The sequence below is a fragment of the Pseudomonas alkylphenolica genome (assembly GCF_000746525.1).
In the GTDB taxonomy this organism is placed as follows: Bacteria; Pseudomonadota; Gammaproteobacteria; order Pseudomonadales; family Pseudomonadaceae; genus Aquipseudomonas; species Aquipseudomonas alkylphenolica.
Genome location: NZ_CP009048.1, coordinates 2,316,720 through 2,331,222 on the forward strand (window position 1 = coordinate 2,316,720; position 14,503 = coordinate 2,331,222).

Annotated in this window: 14 protein-coding genes and 1 pseudogene; all 15 read left to right on the top strand. The window is 60.2% G+C overall.

The window, feature by feature from the left end; genetic code table 11:
- Position 1 precedes the first annotated feature (1 nt).
- The 15 genes and pseudogenes from tssE to PSAKL28_RS10830 all read left to right on the top strand — a co-directional run bounded on the left by tssE (position 2) and on the right by PSAKL28_RS10830 (position 14,503).
- A complete protein-coding gene (tssE, locus tag PSAKL28_RS10760; protein WP_038609955.1) occupies positions 2-409 on the top strand; it encodes a type VI secretion system baseplate subunit TssE in 408 nt (135 codons plus the stop codon).
- An 87-nt stretch (positions 410-496) separates the two neighbouring features.
- Positions 497-1,453 (top strand): annotated as a pseudogene (tssF, locus tag PSAKL28_RS10765) (type VI secretion system baseplate subunit TssF); the annotation flags it as partial.
- 90 nt (positions 1,454-1,543) lie between these two features.
- Positions 1,544-2,023 (top strand): hypothetical protein, encoded by a 480-nt coding sequence (locus tag PSAKL28_RS10770; protein ID WP_157687017.1) that lies wholly within the window; start codon positions 1,544-1,546, stop codon positions 2,021-2,023.
- Complete coding sequence (locus PSAKL28_RS26465; RefSeq protein ID WP_051939282.1) at positions 2,020-2,538, top strand: hypothetical protein; 519 nt, start codon at positions 2,020-2,022, stop codon at positions 2,536-2,538. Before PSAKL28_RS10770 ends, PSAKL28_RS26465 begins: the two co-directional genes overlap by 4 nt.
- A gap of 9 nt (positions 2,539-2,547) precedes the next feature.
- Positions 2,548-3,321, top strand: a complete 774-nt coding sequence (locus PSAKL28_RS10780) for a hypothetical protein (protein ID WP_038609958.1) — start codon at positions 2,548-2,550, stop codon at positions 3,319-3,321.
- A gap of 11 nt (positions 3,322-3,332) precedes the next feature.
- Positions 3,333-5,513, top strand: a complete 2,181-nt coding sequence (locus tag PSAKL28_RS10785; protein WP_038609961.1) for a lipase family protein — start codon at positions 3,333-3,335, stop codon at positions 5,511-5,513.
- Positions 5,514-5,697: 184 nt separating this feature from the next.
- Positions 5,698-6,141 carry a CopD family copper resistance protein gene (locus PSAKL28_RS10790; protein WP_038609964.1) on the top strand — a complete coding sequence of 148 codons (444 nt, stop codon included), beginning with the start codon at positions 5,698-5,700 and terminating at the stop codon, positions 6,139-6,141.
- 89 nt (positions 6,142-6,230) lie between these two features.
- The gene (locus PSAKL28_RS10795; protein WP_038609966.1) at positions 6,231-7,577 is read left to right on the top strand and encodes an oxygen-independent coproporphyrinogen III oxidase; all 1,347 of its coding nucleotides are present in this window, start codon (positions 6,231-6,233) and stop codon (positions 7,575-7,577) included.
- On the top strand, positions 7,561-8,949 hold the full coding sequence (gene hemN, locus PSAKL28_RS10800) for an oxygen-independent coproporphyrinogen III oxidase (RefSeq protein ID WP_038609969.1): 1,389 nt from the start codon (positions 7,561-7,563) through the stop codon (positions 8,947-8,949). The genes PSAKL28_RS10795 and hemN overlap by 17 nt, the downstream gene beginning before the upstream one ends.
- A gap of 100 nt (positions 8,950-9,049) precedes the next feature.
- On the top strand, positions 9,050-9,853 hold the full coding sequence (locus PSAKL28_RS10805) for a CbbQ/NirQ/NorQ/GpvN family protein (RefSeq protein ID WP_038609971.1): 804 nt from the start codon (positions 9,050-9,052) through the stop codon (positions 9,851-9,853).
- A complete protein-coding gene (locus PSAKL28_RS10810; protein WP_038609973.1) occupies positions 9,837-10,418 on the top strand; it encodes a cytochrome c oxidase subunit 3 in 582 nt (193 codons plus the stop codon). Before PSAKL28_RS10805 ends, PSAKL28_RS10810 begins: the two co-directional genes overlap by 17 nt.
- A gap of 10 nt (positions 10,419-10,428) precedes the next feature.
- On the top strand, positions 10,429-10,677 hold the full coding sequence (locus tag PSAKL28_RS10815) for a cytochrome C oxidase subunit IV family protein (RefSeq protein ID WP_038609975.1): 249 nt from the start codon (positions 10,429-10,431) through the stop codon (positions 10,675-10,677).
- Positions 10,678-10,774: 97 nt separating this feature from the next.
- Entirely contained in the window at positions 10,775-11,215 is a 441-nt protein-coding gene (locus tag PSAKL28_RS10820) for a c-type cytochrome (RefSeq protein ID WP_038609979.1), read from the top strand.
- Between the two features lie 3 nt (positions 11,216-11,218).
- Positions 11,219-12,646 carry a cbb3-type cytochrome c oxidase subunit I gene (locus PSAKL28_RS10825; protein WP_038609981.1) on the top strand — a complete coding sequence of 476 codons (1,428 nt, stop codon included), beginning with the start codon at positions 11,219-11,221 and terminating at the stop codon, positions 12,644-12,646.
- A gap of 18 nt (positions 12,647-12,664) precedes the next feature.
- On the top strand, positions 12,665-14,503 hold the full coding sequence (locus PSAKL28_RS10830; RefSeq protein WP_038609984.1) for a nitric oxide reductase activation protein NorD: 1,839 nt from the start codon (positions 12,665-12,667) through the stop codon (positions 14,501-14,503).

Sequence of the window (14,503 nt, forward strand, 5' to 3'; positions counted from 1 at the left end):
CATGACCGGATACGGCAGCCTTTTCGAACGCCTGAGTGGCGAAGCCGGCAAACGTGTCGGCTCGAGCCGCGAGGTTTGCGCCATGGCGTCGGTGGCTGCCCATCTGGACAAGATGCTCAGCACCCGTGCGGGCAGCGTGCAGACGCTGTCCGATTACGGGCTGCCTGATCTCAACGACATGCGCCTGAGTCTGCACGACGCCCTGAGCCAGGCTCGCCAGGCCATCGAAAATTTCATCGAAGCCTATGAGCCGCGCCTAAGCAAGGTGCGTGTCGTTTCCCTGCCGCGTGATCACGATCAGCTTCGCCTGTCCTTCAACATTGAAGGTCTGCTGGAGGTCGATGGTTTCAAGCGCCAGGTCCGTTTTACCGCGCGCCTGGATGGCAGCGGAAAGGTCAAGGTCAGTTGAGCCGACGGCGATGTAAGCCAAAAGCAAGTTTTTGCCAATGCTACTGACCTTACAACGTTAACGAGCACGAAACGCAGGGAGCCCGAAGTGTCCTTCAACCACTACTACCAGAGCGAACTCACCGCGCTGCGCCAGCTAGGTCGCCGTTTCGCCGAGCGTAGTCCGGCGTTGGCGCCATTTCTTGGCGAGGCTGGGCGGGACCCGGATGTGGAACGCCTGCTCGAAGGGTTTGCCTTTCTCACCGGGCGACTGCGACAGAAGCTCGATGATGAACTGCCGGAGTTGAGCCACTCGCTGATGCATCTGCTGTGGCCGAACTACATGCGACCGCTGCCGGCGTTCAGCATTCTCCAGTTCGACCCGCTCGAGCAGGCCGGACCGGCCCTGCGTGTGGCGCGGGATACACCGGTGCAGAGCAAGCCCATCGATGGCGTGAGCTGTGGTTTTCGCACCTGTTACCCGACCGACGTCCTGCCGCTGAACCTGACTGCGCTGAATTACTCGGTGACAGGCGATGGCGCGCTGCTCAGCCTGCGCCTGGAAATGAGCTGCGACGGCCATCTCGGCGAGGTGAACCTGAGCCGTCTGCGCCTGCACCTGGCAGGCGAGCGCTACATCAGCCAGATGCTCTACCTGAGCCTGCTGCGCAACCTCGAAGGCATCGAACTGGTGCCGCTGGACATCGACGGCAAACCGTTCGCGGAGGAGGGCGGCACTGCCATGTCGCTCAGGATGTCAGGCAATCGTGTGCAGCCGGTGGGCTTTGCCGAAGAAGAGGCATTGATCCCGTATCCGCTGAATACTTTTCGCGGTTATCGCTACCTGCAGGAGTACTTCGCGTTTCAGGACAAGTTCCTGTTCGTCGATGTGGACGGCCTGGAGCTGCTCACGTCGCTGCCCGAGGACACCCTCAAGCAGATAAACGGCCTGGAAATACGCTTCGACATTCGCAAGAGCGGCATCCAGCGCCTGCGCCCGACCCTGGAAAACGTCAAGTTGTATTGCACACCAATCGTCAACCTGTTCAAGCACGATGCTCTGCCGACCTGAAGGCGAACCGCTTGAGCTGCTCAAGCATTGGCGCCAGCGTTTGATCGACCGCATCAGGCGCTGTACCGCTTTCATGACAACCGCGTGCTGAGCCGGGCGCTGAAGCATTTACCTGAGGACCTGCTGCCCGCTTACCTGGGGCCCGCGATCAGTGTGTGCTTTTGGCAGGGTGAGGGGTGGCAGGTCAGCGCAAATCCTGCTCCAGGTCACTATGCGCTTCCTGAGGATCCGGCCTGGCTGCGGATCCCTGCGCCGGCCACGCAGGTAGCGGATACACGCAAAACCAATGCCCACCGCTATCTGTTGGACCAGCATCTGCAGGCCTATCTGGCACTGGCCGAGCAGCAAGATCCCGAAGCGTGGCTGGACGAACAACTGGCCCTGGCTGAAGCATGGGGCTGGGCAGCACCGACGCAGTTGGCGTTTCTGTTTTCGCAGCGTTTAACAGTACCGGGCTGTATACCGGCTGAGCGCTGGCAGCCAAATCCTGATGAAATTCCCGCCGCGCACTTCGAACGGGTGCAGCAGGAAGCAAAGTTTTGGCAAGGAGACGGTCCGCCATGAAACGGCGCATTGTTTTGTTAGCAGGTAGTGTGCTTTTAGAAGTGGCTTCTTATGTCTTGGTTTTGGTTCTCTCTAAAAATTCAAGTGTGTTGCTGAAAGTTATTTTTGAGTGCCTGGTGATGAGTCGAATGATTAAGAATTTTCTTGTTGTACGGATTTTTAGGTGTTTTAGGTTTGGGGCTGTCATGAGTAAGGTGTCTGGTGTAAAAATTATTTCTTTGGTGGTGGTGGTCGCCATGCTTGGCGGGTGTTTCGGGGTGTCGGTGTCAGTTCCTGAGAAGGAAAGTCAATATATGGCCGAGCGATATACAGAGAGTGACGCAACTTCCAATGTGTGGTGTGGGGTGACACTAGTAGTTGTGGTTGTGCCCATTCCTTTGAAGCTTCCAGTTTGTAGCCTTAAGCCGGGCCAGAAGTTAACGACTCCATTTTATGCGTGTGGTCCTTTTATGTTTTTGGGACCCCTGGTGCATAGCTATAGTGGGAACGCCTTGTGTGGAAAGTTTAGTGCATAGGGAGATCGTATGAGGTTTATTATTCGGCGTTTGGGTCTGTTTTGCTGTTTTCTCGTGTTGGGAAGCTGCGCTATCGGCAGATCTAATACCTTTACCTTTACCGCTGATTTGCCACCGAACTTTGTGTATGTTGCGGCGGTTTATTACGTACCCGCCAAAGGCGAAACCTGTACGGTGCCGACAGCTGATAACAAGGCACCAGTGTTCAATTACAAATGGCGGGAAGACTATAAGCCTGACGCTGAGATTGCCATCTATCGGACTCGTAATGGCTGCCCACTGGTGATCAACCATATCGAACTAGAGATCAATGCTACTTATGGTGAGGGTCGTGGAGATTTCGGCAGTGACAATGCTGGGGTTGGAATTCGTTACGAGATAGACGAACAGTACAAAGGGACTTTCAACGAAGCTGGGGAGAGCGAGTTCTCCGGTCAGTGTCAGTGGATGTTTCGCACATCAGGTAAACCTAGAGTTCTCAGAAAACTCCTCGACTGCAAAGGTATGGACGCACAGGGCAACCTGAGTCGCTACCGTCCGGCAGCGGCTTATACCCCCGATCAACTGCCGGGTAAAACCGTGCGGATGAAAATTAAACTGGCTGACGAGGAACGGCCCTCTATCAGAGATACCTGGGTCAAGGTGCCTGGCGGCTGGAAGCGTTGTATGGGAAATAACTTTGAAGATCAGTATGCATTTTGCTATGGCAACAATAAGGACTTCAGTACCTTCCAGATGGTTGATGGAAGACAATGCACTATTTACCCCGGCTGCACCGAATAAGGAAATCATGCATGAATACTTTGAATGAAGAGTTAAAGTACCCGTTAAATAGTCGCATGCTTACGTGTCCCGTACAGGGTAAATGGACTAGTTTTCAATTAGTCGACGAGACTGGTTCGGGGGAGCCTTATGCCGGCCTGGCATATGAAGTAACCGACACGGAGGGCTTTAAATACAGCGGCAGGCTGGACGCCACCGGCAGCGGCAGGGTGGACAACCATTACGCCGGACCGATTGCCCTGATCCTGGATCAGAAGTATCAAGGACATGAACAGGTTTATTCGTTTTTACAAACAAGAGAACATTATCCACTCGAAATCACCGAGCTACAGGTGCGGGCCGAACAGACGCGCTACCAGAACCACTTCGGCTCGCGAACGCGGAGCAATCCTGCACAAACGGAGGCCGATGCCTTCTACCAGGTCGAGGTCCGCCAGTTGGTCCAGCATGCCGCACACCTCCCGCCTATGGTTGATTGCCACTTCCCGGTCAGCAGCGGGGCTTCCCGGCTTATGCGTGAGCATGGCAAACAGGGCGTGTGCTTGTGCTCCAATAAGCACAACGTGCTGGAGGTCCGCCCGTTGCGGGCGCTGCGCCCACTGCTCTCCACTGACTCGGCGTTCTGCGTGCTGAACTTGTACCAGCTCGCACTGATGGCAACCTTGAGCTATTGCCCCTTCGGGCAGAAACCAGACGAGCAGCCCGTCACAGCAGAGAAAGTCAGTTTCACGTTACAGCCCAGCAGTGGCAACTGGTTTGGCGATGCCCTGGCCAAGTTCGTCGAACTCTGGAAAGTCGGTGAGGAGCAACTCAAGGCGTATTACCCCTTGTACGAGGATGTGGCCTATTCCAAGCGCTTGGAGATCGTACCCTTTGATCCCGCGCTATACCCGGCAAATAACCCGGCGCTGGAGGCTCGCCAAGAGCACCCGGCCAACATCCACTTTTTCGATGACAGGGGCAAGGAGAGCGATACCGACTCACAAGCTTTTATCACGCATAACGACGAGTTGATTTTGATCGCCGTACGCGGCACCAATGAGAAGATTGCCGATGGCCTTCGAGATGCCGATGCGCTTCAAGTGCCTTTTGAGCAGGGCGATGCCAAGGTGCACCGTGGTTTCTATGACGCGGCTAAGAATGTGTATGATTTTGCAATTAGATATCTTGACAAGTTCTACGCCGGGCAAAAGCTGGTGATCTGCGGTCACAGCCTGGGTGGTGCAATCACTCTGCTGTTATCAGAAATGCTGCGCCGTAGGCCTGAACTCTACGACATCGTGCTCTACACCTACGGCGCCCCCCGAGCAGCAGACGCAACCTTTGTCAAAGAAGCTGCCGCTCTCGTCCACCACCGCATGGTCAATCACAACGACCCGGTACCCAGCGTGCCCGCTACCTGGATGAACACCAAACCCAAGGTGTACCTGCCCGGCGCGGCGCTTACCTTCGTCAACGTGCCGCTGGGGCTTTCGGTGTTTGTCGCTGGCATCACCAACCTGAACGGTGAGCCTTACGAACACCACGGCACATTGCAGCACTTCATGCCGGTGGAATTTGGCGGCAACAGGACGTCAGCGATCCTCTGGCAGCCCGGGTGCGACACCATTGCCCAACACGCGGCCTGTAGCCTGGCGATCAAGCAGGTCGACGGATTGCCAATACGGCCTGGGTTGCTGACGCAAATCTTCAACGCGGGTAATCACTCGATGGTGGGCGGTTACATTCCAGCGTGCTGGGCGACATTCCGGCGCTGGCAAGAAGCACAGGAGCAACAGCGTTCTTTAGTGACCGACGAAGAGCTCAAACTGGTCGACGGGGCAATGGAAAAAATAGACGCTCAGCTGCGCATAAAGCGTAAGCAGCTCGACAACGGCAGTGTGTATGCCCGCAGTCAGCAGTTAGCCATCAATGCGCTCTGGCGCGAGATCAATGCGTTGCGCACTACCCGAGAGCGCTTGTACCTCCTGAGCATCTACAGCAAGGACGAGAAAGACGTCTATGGTTCGGTGTCTGCACACCCTGAGCGATTGGCCGAGAGCCTGTTGCGCTGGAATGCCCACCTGGAAAACAGAGTGGCTGAACAGCTGGCCATGGCGCCTGTCGATGATACGGATGAAAGCCTGTTGGCGTTGATTGGGGAAGACACCCCCGGCAAGCCGTACACCCTGGACATAGACTCAATCAGTTAACGATCAGTTCAAATGAGCGTGGCGAGTCGGGCGTTGCCGAGACCTTCTCACACCGTTAGGTGTTGAAGAACAGGTGGGGGGGCACTGCTCACCCCCGTTGGCTTTCTTGATCACCATCAACCGCACTCACTCCCCAACGCTGTAGGCTCAGATCCAGGTATAGAACGCGAGCCGAGAGGGTCCAATGACCTACCCATTGCTGTTGACCCTGCACCTGTTCGCCGCCTTGATTTTCATCGGCACGGTGTTCTTCGAAGTGCTGTTCCTGGAGCACATCCGTAAACAGCTGCCCGCCAAACTCATGCTGCTGCTCGAACAGGCCGTTGGCCAACGCGCCCGGCAGCTGATGCCCTGGGTGTTGCTGGTGCTGTTCGGTGCCGGGGCAGGGATGGTCTGGCTACGCTATCTGCCGTTGCTCGAAGCGCCATCAAGTTCATCATTCGGCACCTTGTTGCTGGCCAAGATTGTGCTCGCCGCCAGCGTACTGGTGCATTTTCTCGGCGCCATGCTGCTGTTCAAGACCGAGCGCATGACAGCCCGCTGGGTGAAGTTCATTCATGCCAGTGTATTTACCCACCTGGTGCTGATCGTGTTGCTGGCCAAAGGCATGTTCTACCTGAGCTGGTAGGCATGCCACCGGCGCTTGATGCAAATCAAGGCGCTCAGGGCGTTATCGGCAGACACTGAAACTCCGCAGCCCGTCTCGGAGCTCCCGTCATGCTCGATGTCCTTCACCCCCGTAACGAGCAGGTCGTTAGACGCGATCAAGGCGTGCTCGATCCCAACAGTTATGTCGATGTCCGCAGGTTTCATGGCGGTGTCGGTTCGCTGGATGTGCTGCGCGCGCTGCGCAGCAGCCGCCAGCAGCAGCGGCCGTTATCGTTGAATGTGCAGGTGCCGACCTGCTTGCGCACGGACAGTCAATCCGTCGAAGCCTATCTGCAAGCCCTGGCCCGGGAGATCGACCTGGTGGGGTGCCACCTGGGCACGCAACAACGGGTCGAGCAATTTCACCTGGGCGGTAGCACGCCTGCCCCCGAGCAACTGCAGCGGCTGATGGCCCAGTTGCACAAGCGCTTCAACTTTCTCACCCATGAGAGCGGCGACTACAGCGTCGATGTCGATCTACACCACACCACATGGGCGACCATGGGGTTGTTGCGCGATCAGGGTTTCAATCATGTCAGCATCGGCGTACCGGATATCGGTGAGGGCAGCGAACTGTCGCAGGACTGCTACCAGAACCCGGCGCCGATCAATTCGCTGATCGATGCTGCACGCACCTTTGACTACCGCTCGGTGAGTGTCGACCTGGGCTACGGCCACGCCTGGCAGACCCCGGCAAGCTTCGCCCTGAAACTGACTACCCTGATTGAGCTGGAGCCCGACCGCCTGCAGGTGTTCGACTACGCTCATCCGCCGCTGCGCTATGCCCGATGCGCCCAGCGCGCCGCCAGTAGCGAGCAGGACAAGGCGATGATGCGACGCATCTGCTTCGAACTGTTGCTTGCGGCAGGGTACCAGCACATCGGCCTGGGGCAGTTCGTCCGCCCGGATGACGACCTGGCGATTGCCCAGGAACGTGGTCGTCTGCGCCGCAACTGCCAGGGCTTTACCCGTTATGGCTATTGCGATCATGTCGGCTTCGGCCTGGGCGCGATCAGCCAGCTCGATGCGCTGTATGCGCAAAATACCGAAGTGCCGGGTGATTACCTGGAACACCTGCAACAGGGCCAGCTGGCCACTGCGCGCGGCTGGCGCTGCGAAGACAGCGACCAGGTCAGGCAGCGGGTCATGGAGCGTCTGGCCTGTGACCTGCAACTGGATATCCGCGCCATTGAAACCCGCTACGGCCTGAATTTTCAGCAGTACTTCCCGACGGCATGGCGGCGGCTGGAGGCCATGAGCCACGCAGGGCTGGTTGAACTGAGCGAGGGCTTGATCAGCATCCTGCCCGCCGGCCGCCTGGAAATTGATGCAATCTGCCAGCTGTTCGAACAGGACGTGAACAATTCGGCGCTTTCGTCCCGACACGAGTGGATCGATCATGATGCCTGCCTTTGATTTCAACCGCGCCCTGGTCAAGAAGTACGACCGGCCGGGGCCACGCTATACCTCCTATCCCACCGCGCCGCAGTTCCATGAGGCCTTCGCCGTCGATGATTACCTGCAGGCGGCGCATGCCAGCAATCAGGCGGCGAGCCCCAAGCCGTTGTCGGCCTACATTCACATTCCGTTCTGCCAGAGCCTTTGCTACTACTGTGCCTGCAACAAGATCATCACCCGCAAGACCCATCGCGCGACCGAGTACCTGGCGTACCTGAAGCGTGAAATCGCCATGCAAGGGGCGTTGTTCGATCGCGGTCGCAAGCTCACCCAGTTGCACCTGGGTGGCGGCACGCCGACCTACCTGACCGGCGAGCAACTGGCCGAACTGATGGACAGCCTGCGCCAGGCGTTCAACCTCGACGATAGCGACAACCACGAGTTCTCCATCGAGGTCGACCCACGCACCATCAGTACCGAACAGATCCAGCTGCTACGCGGCCTGGGTTTCAACCGCTTGAGTTTCGGTGTGCAGGATTTCGATCCGGATGTGCAGGCGGCGGTCAATCGCCAGCAAAGCGAAGAACAGATCTATGCCCTGGTTGCGGCGGCGCGTCAGGCGCAGTTCAAATCGGTCAGCGTCGACCTGATCTACGGCCTGCCGCTGCAGACTGTGCAGAGCTTCGACGTCACCCTGAGCAAGATCATCGCCTTGCGCCCGGACCGTATTGCCGCCTACAGCTACGCCCATCTTCCCGAGCTGGTGCGCGCACAGCGGATGATCCGCCCCGAGGACATGCCACCGCCGGAGCGCAAGCTGGAGTTGCTGGAGCTGACCATCCGCCGCCTGACCGAAGCCGGTTACGTGTACATCGGCATGGACCATTTCGCCTTGCCGGATGACGAGCTGGCCCTGGCACGGGCCAATGGCACGCTGCAGCGCAACTTTCAGGGCTACTCGACCCATGCCGACTGCGACCTGATCGGCCTCGGCGTGTCGGCGATCGGCAAGGTGGGGGATAGCTATAGCCAGAGTGTGAAGCTGCTGTCGCAGTATTACGCGCGGCTGGATCAAGGCATGTTGCCGGTGCAGCGCGGTTACCGCCTGAATCCGGATGACCTGCTGCGACGCGAAGTGATCAACGCGCTGATGTGTCACGGCCGGATCGACTTCGGCACCTTCGAAGCCAGCCACGGCATCCGTTTCCATGACTACTTCGCCGAGGCACTTGAGCAACTGGCCGAACAGGTGGATGACCACTTGCTGGCACTGGAGCCCGGTGCACTGCAGCTATTGCCTCAGGGTCAGCTGATGATGCGCAACACCGCCATGGCCTTCGACGCCTACCTTGGCGGCGGGCGCAAGGGCCAATTTTCGCGCACGGTCTGAGGCTGCTTGACGGCGATCAAGTTTGCCCCGCGCAGCGCTTGTCGCACGGTGCCTGGCTCTTTAGCGTGGTCTGCAAACCCGCTGCCGAGCCAGGTGCCACATGAGCCTCAAGCCAGTTTGTGAACCCCGATCCGAACTTTTCTACCAAGCACAGCGCAATGAGCTGGTGCTGTTTGAACAAGCCTGGCGCCATGGCCTGCCGGTGCTGATCAAAGGCCCCACCGGCTGTGGCAAGACCCGCTTCGTCCAGCACATGGCCCAGCGCCTGAACCTGCCGCTGCACACCGTGGCCTGCCACGATGACCTGAGCGCAGCGGACCTGGTCGGCCGTCACCTGATCGGCGCCCAGGGCACCTGGTGGCAGGACGGGCCGTTGACCCGTGCGGTGCGCGAAGGTGGCATCTGCTACCTCGACGAAGTGGTCGAAGCGCGCCAGGACACTGTGGTGGTCCTGCACCCGCTGGCCGATGACCGCCGCGAGCTGTTCCTGGAACGCACCGGCGAAGTGTTGCAGGCGCCGCCTTCGTTCATGTTGGTGGTGTCCTACAACCCCGGCTACCAGAACCTGCTCAAGGGCATGAAACCGAGCACGCGCCAGCGCTTCGTGGCCATGCGCTTCGACTACCCGCCTGCCGCCGAAGAAGCCCATATCGTACGCCGCGAGGCCGGAGTAGACGCTGCCCTGGCCGCTCAGGTGGTCAGGCTGGGGCAGGCCTTGCGCCGTCTGGAGCAGCATGACCTGGAAGAGGTCGCTTCGACCCGGCTGCTGATTTTCACCGCCCGCATGATCGGCGCCGGAATGAACCCGCGCGAGGCCTGTCTGGCCTGCCTGGCCGAACCCTTGAGTGATGATCCGGTGACGGTGGCAGCGTTGATGGACGTGGTCGATGTCCATTTCAGTTGAGACCGTTGCAACCCGGCGCTTGCCGGGGGATCTGGCGATGTGGCTGTTCATCCTCGCCGAGCTGTCGGTGTTCGCTCTGTTGATCCTGGCATTTGCGGTCACCCAGGCCCTCAAGCCGCAACTGTTCGCCGCCAGCCGCCAGTTGCTCGACACCTCCACGGGGCTGGCGATGACTCTGAGCCTGCTCAGCGCCGGGCTGCTGGCAGCGCTGGCGCAACAGCGGGTGCGCCAGGCACGGCCAGGGCAGGCCGCGCTGTTATTGCTGCTGGCGTTACTGGTTGCCTGCGGCTATCTGGGGCTCAAGCTCGGTGAGTATCGACACTTGCTGAGCCTGGGGCTGGGCCTTGAGCACAACACCTTTTTCACCCTGTACTGGATTCTCACCGGCTTCCATTTCCTCCATGTGCTGCTCGGCATGCTGATCCTGGCCTGGCTGGCCGAGGGGTGTCGCCGTCGTCGCTACGGGCCGGGCAACTGCAGCGGGTTCGAATCCGGGGTGCTCTACTGGCACATGGTCGACCTGGTCTGGGTGGTGCTTTTTCCGCTGGTCTACCTGCTGGGCTGAGGAGGTGCGCATGCTCGTTTCGAGGTTCTTGCTGGGCTGCTGGCTGGCTCTGGCCGTGCTCAGCCTGGCCACCGTGGGGCTGGCACAGGGCGCAGTGAGCAGTGGCGCGCTCCTGGTGCTGGCGGTACTCAAGGCCTGGTTGATCAGCGACGGCTTCATGGAGCTGCGTCACGGCCCGTGGCGCTGGCGCGTCCTGCTGCTGGCATGGGCTGGCGTACTGGCGCTGGTAGTGGGCATCAGCCTCAACCTGCGTGGTTAATACCCGAGTAAAACCATCGGCGTTTCTTGATTGCCATCAAGCAGATTTCCAGCCCTCGCTTCCTATCATGGCCAGGCCAAGCCATGAGGAAGTGACCATGTCAGAGACCTTCACCAAGGGCATGGCCAGGAACATCTATTTCGGGGGGAGTGTGTTTTTCTTCCTGATATTCCTGGCCTTGACCTATCACACCGAGCAGACCTTTCCCGAACGCAGCAATGCCGCGCAATTGAGCGACGCCGTGGTACGTGGCAAGACGGTCTGGGAGCAGAACAACTGTATCGGCTGCCACACGTTGCTGGGCGAGGGCGCGTATTTCGCGCCGGAGCTGGGCAACGTGTTCCAGCGCCGTGGCGGCGAGGAAGGCTTCAAGCCCTTCATGCACGCCTGGATGAAGATGCAGCCTTTGGGCGTGCCGGGGCGCCGGGCCATGCCGCAGTTCAACCTGAGCGAGCAGGAAGTCGACGACATCGCCGAATTCCTCAAGTGGAGTTCGAAAATCAATACCAACGGCTGGCCGCCCAACAAGGAGGGCTGAGTGATGAGCAGTGCCAATCCCCATCTGAAATTCGCTTCGCAAGCCGTGGCCAAACCTTACTTCGTGTTTGCCCTGATGCTGTTTCTCGGCCAGGTGCTGTTCGGTTTGATCATGGGCCTGCAGTACGTGGTCGGTGACTTCCTGTTCCCGGCCATTCCCTTCAACGTCGCGCGCATGGTGCACACCAACCTGCTGATTGTCTGGCTGCTGTTCGGCTTCATGGGCGCGGCCTACTACCTGGTGCCGGAAGAGGCGGACCGCGAGCTGCACAGCCCGAAACTGGCGATCCTGCTGTTCTGGGTGTTCGCTGCCGCCGGTGTGCTGACCATCCTCGGCTACCTGCTGGTGCCCTATGCCGGGCTTGCCAGGCTGACCCACAACGAACTGCTGCCGACCATGGGCCGCGAGTTCCTCGAACAGCCGACCATCACCAAGATGGGCATCGTCGTGGTGTGCCTGGGCTTTCTCTACAACATCGGCATGACCTTGCTCAAAGGCCGCAAGACCACGGTCAGCATGGTGATGATGACCGGGCTGATCGGCCTGGCGGTGTTCTTCCTGTTCTCCTTCTACAACCCCGGCAACCTGGCCCGCGACAAGTTCTACTGGTGGTGGGTGGTGCACCTGTGGGTCGAAGGGGTGTGGGAACTGATCATGGGCTCGATGCTGGCGTTCGTGCTGATCAAGATCACCGGCGTCGACCGCGAAGTGGTGGAGAAGTGGCTGTACGTGATTATCGCCATGGCGCTGATCACCGGCATTATCGGCACCGGGCACCATTTCTTCTGGATCGGTGCGCCCGAGGTCTGGTTGTGGGTCGGCTCGATCTTCTCGGCGCTGGAGCCACTGCCGTTCCTGGCCATGGTGCTGTTTGCCTTCAGCATGGTCCGCAACCGTCGCCGGCAACATCCCAACCGCGCCGCCACGTTGTGGGCCAAGGGCACCACGGTGACGGCGTTCTTCGGGGCTGGCGTGTGGGGCTTCCTGCATACCCTGGCGCCGGTGAACTTCTACACCCACGGTACACAATTGACCGCGGCCCACGGCCACCTGGCGTTCTATGGCGCCTACGCGATGATCGTCATGACCCTGATCAGCTATGCCATGCCACGTCTGCGCGGGCTGGGTGAGGCCGCCGATGAGCGCTCGCAGAACCTTGAGGTCTGGGGCTTCTGGCTGATGACCTTGTCGATGGTGATGATCACCCTGTTGCTGACCGCGGCCGGTGTGGTCCAGGTCCTGCTGCAACGCTGGGCCGAAGACGGCAGTGCCTTGCCGTTCATGTCCACCACCGAGCATCTGCGCGGGCTGTTCTGGGCACGTCTGGTCAGTGGCCTGGGCTTTATGGCGGGGCTGCTGTGCTACCTGCTGAGCTTCCGCCAGCGCGGCCGCGCAGCGTTGCGCGCGCCGGCCCGGGTAGTGCCGTCATAAATCGTGGCAGGAGGCAACATGGCGTTCAGCCTTGAACTGGAAGAGTGGGTTGGCAGTGTCTGGCATCGCTTTATCACCCGCCGCGCCAGCCCGGATTTTCCTCAGGCGGGCATTGACCTTGCCCCGCGTCAGCGCGCCCTGGCCCTGTTGTTTCGGGCCATGGGCGGGGCTGGCAACCAGGGTGTGGAGGCGGCCAGCGAGCGCGATCTGCTGCTGCGCCGCACGCTGTTGCAGCAGATCGCCGGTACCTGCAAGCAGGTGCCGCTGGCCTGGTGTGACGGGCGCAATCTGCGCTTGCCCAGCCACCTTGCGGTGTTTCCCGAGGCCGGGTTGAACGAGGAACTCTATCGTTGGCTGGCCTTGTTGGCGGCACACGCAGGGCCGATGCGGCACTGGGGGCGGGACAACCAGCGCTGGACCCAGCGCTTGTTGCAGCGCTACCCGGCGCTGGCGAGCCGTTACCAGCGGCTGGTCGACGCCCACCTGCAACTGCGGCCGGACCCGGCCGCGATGAGTCCTGCCGAAGCGGCCCTGGAGCGCGCGCTGCGCCAGGCCTTGCGCGAGCCGGGCAGCGTCAGCGAGTTTCCCCGCAGTGAACGGGCAGCCTGGCCTTTGCCGCTGTGGCTGTACCCGCCATTGCATCAGCCAGGTGCTCCGGCCGGGGACCTGGAGGACTCCAGCGAACACCTGGCAACAGCGCCCGGCGAGCAGCGTAGCGGCCGTAAACGCGCTACCCGCATCGATGAAAATCGTCGTGAGGGCGGGCTGCTGGTGGTGCGCCTGGAGAACCTGTTCAGCTGGACCGAACATGTCGACCTGGACCGCTGGAGCGACGATAGCGAAGATCCGGATGCCGCGCGAGTCGCCGACGATCTTGATCAGTTGACCTTGTCGCGCACGCGCTTGCGCAAGGGCGGCGGCCTCAAACTGCACCTGGATTTGCCACCCGCAGAGGTCGACGACATTCCCTTGGGCGAGGGCATCAAACTGCCGGAATGGGACTATCGCACAGGGCGTTTGCAGGCGAACTTCGTCAACCTGCAGCTGTTCGAGCCACGTGATTGCCAGGCGCAGCCCTTGCCGGCTCGCCTGCAACCGGCGGCGCGGCGTCTGCGCCGTCAGTTCGAGCAGCTGCGCAATGACCGCCAATGGTTACGTCAGCAGCCTCAGGGCAGCGAGCTGGATTTGAAGGCCTGGCTGGATTTTCATGTCGAGCGCAGCCATGGCCAGTGTGCCGAGCGCGGCCTGTTCATGGCGCAACGGCAGACCCATCGCGACCTGGCCTGTCTGCTGCTGGCCGATGTGTCGATGTCCACCGATGCTCACCTCAACGATGAACACCGGGTGATCGAGGTGATCCGCGACAGCCTGTTGCTGTTTGGCGAAACCCTCTCGACCCTGGGGGATGACTTTGCCTTGTACGGGTTTTCTTCATTGCGTCGCCAGCAAGTGCGCCTGCAGGAACTCAAGACCTTCACCCAGCGTTACGACGACAGCACGCGCGGCAAGATTCAGGGGCTGACGCCGGGTTACTACACGCGCATGGGCGCCGCGATTCGCCAGGCCACGCGCCTGCTTGGCAGCAGCAAACGGCGGCGCAAGCTGTTGCTGTTGCTGACCGATGGCAAGCCCAATGACCTGGATCTGTATGAGGGGCGCTATGGTGTCGAAGACACCCGCGAGGCGGTACGTGAAGCGCGGCGGCAGGGGCTGATCCCGTTCTGTATCACCATCGACCGCAAGGCGGCTGACTACCTGCCGTACATGTTCGGCAGCAATGGCTACAGCCTGATTCGCCAGCCTGAACAGTTGCCGCTGCGCCTGCCGCAACTGTATCGCCAGTTGACCCAGCCTTGA

Excerpts from the sequence above, each read along its gene's own strand:
- tssE (WP_038609955.1), top strand. The coding sequence starts at position 2 with ATGACCGGATACGGCAGCCTTTTCGAACGCCTGAGTGGCGAAGCCGGC.
- PSAKL28_RS26465 (WP_051939282.1), top strand. The coding sequence starts at position 2,020 with ATGAAACGGCGCATTGTTTTGTTAGCAGGTAGTGTGCTTTTAGAAGTG.
- PSAKL28_RS10780 (WP_038609958.1), top strand. The coding sequence starts at position 2,548 with ATGAGGTTTATTATTCGGCGTTTGGGTCTGTTTTGCTGTTTTCTCGTG.
- PSAKL28_RS10785 (WP_038609961.1), top strand. The coding sequence starts at position 3,333 with ATGAATACTTTGAATGAAGAGTTAAAGTACCCGTTAAATAGTCGCATG.
- PSAKL28_RS10790 (WP_038609964.1), top strand. The coding sequence starts at position 5,698 with ATGACCTACCCATTGCTGTTGACCCTGCACCTGTTCGCCGCCTTGATT.
- PSAKL28_RS10795 (WP_038609966.1), top strand. The coding sequence starts at position 6,231 with ATGCTCGATGTCCTTCACCCCCGTAACGAGCAGGTCGTTAGACGCGAT.
- hemN (WP_038609969.1), top strand. The coding sequence starts at position 7,561 with ATGATGCCTGCCTTTGATTTCAACCGCGCCCTGGTCAAGAAGTACGAC.
- PSAKL28_RS10805 (WP_038609971.1), top strand. The coding sequence starts at position 9,050 with ATGAGCCTCAAGCCAGTTTGTGAACCCCGATCCGAACTTTTCTACCAA.
- PSAKL28_RS10810 (WP_038609973.1), top strand. The coding sequence starts at position 9,837 with ATGTCCATTTCAGTTGAGACCGTTGCAACCCGGCGCTTGCCGGGGGAT.
- PSAKL28_RS10815 (WP_038609975.1), top strand. The coding sequence starts at position 10,429 with ATGCTCGTTTCGAGGTTCTTGCTGGGCTGCTGGCTGGCTCTGGCCGTG.
- PSAKL28_RS10820 (WP_038609979.1), top strand. The coding sequence starts at position 10,775 with ATGTCAGAGACCTTCACCAAGGGCATGGCCAGGAACATCTATTTCGGG.
- PSAKL28_RS10825 (WP_038609981.1), top strand. The coding sequence starts at position 11,219 with ATGAGCAGTGCCAATCCCCATCTGAAATTCGCTTCGCAAGCCGTGGCC.
- PSAKL28_RS10830 (WP_038609984.1), top strand. The coding sequence starts at position 12,665 with ATGGCGTTCAGCCTTGAACTGGAAGAGTGGGTTGGCAGTGTCTGGCAT.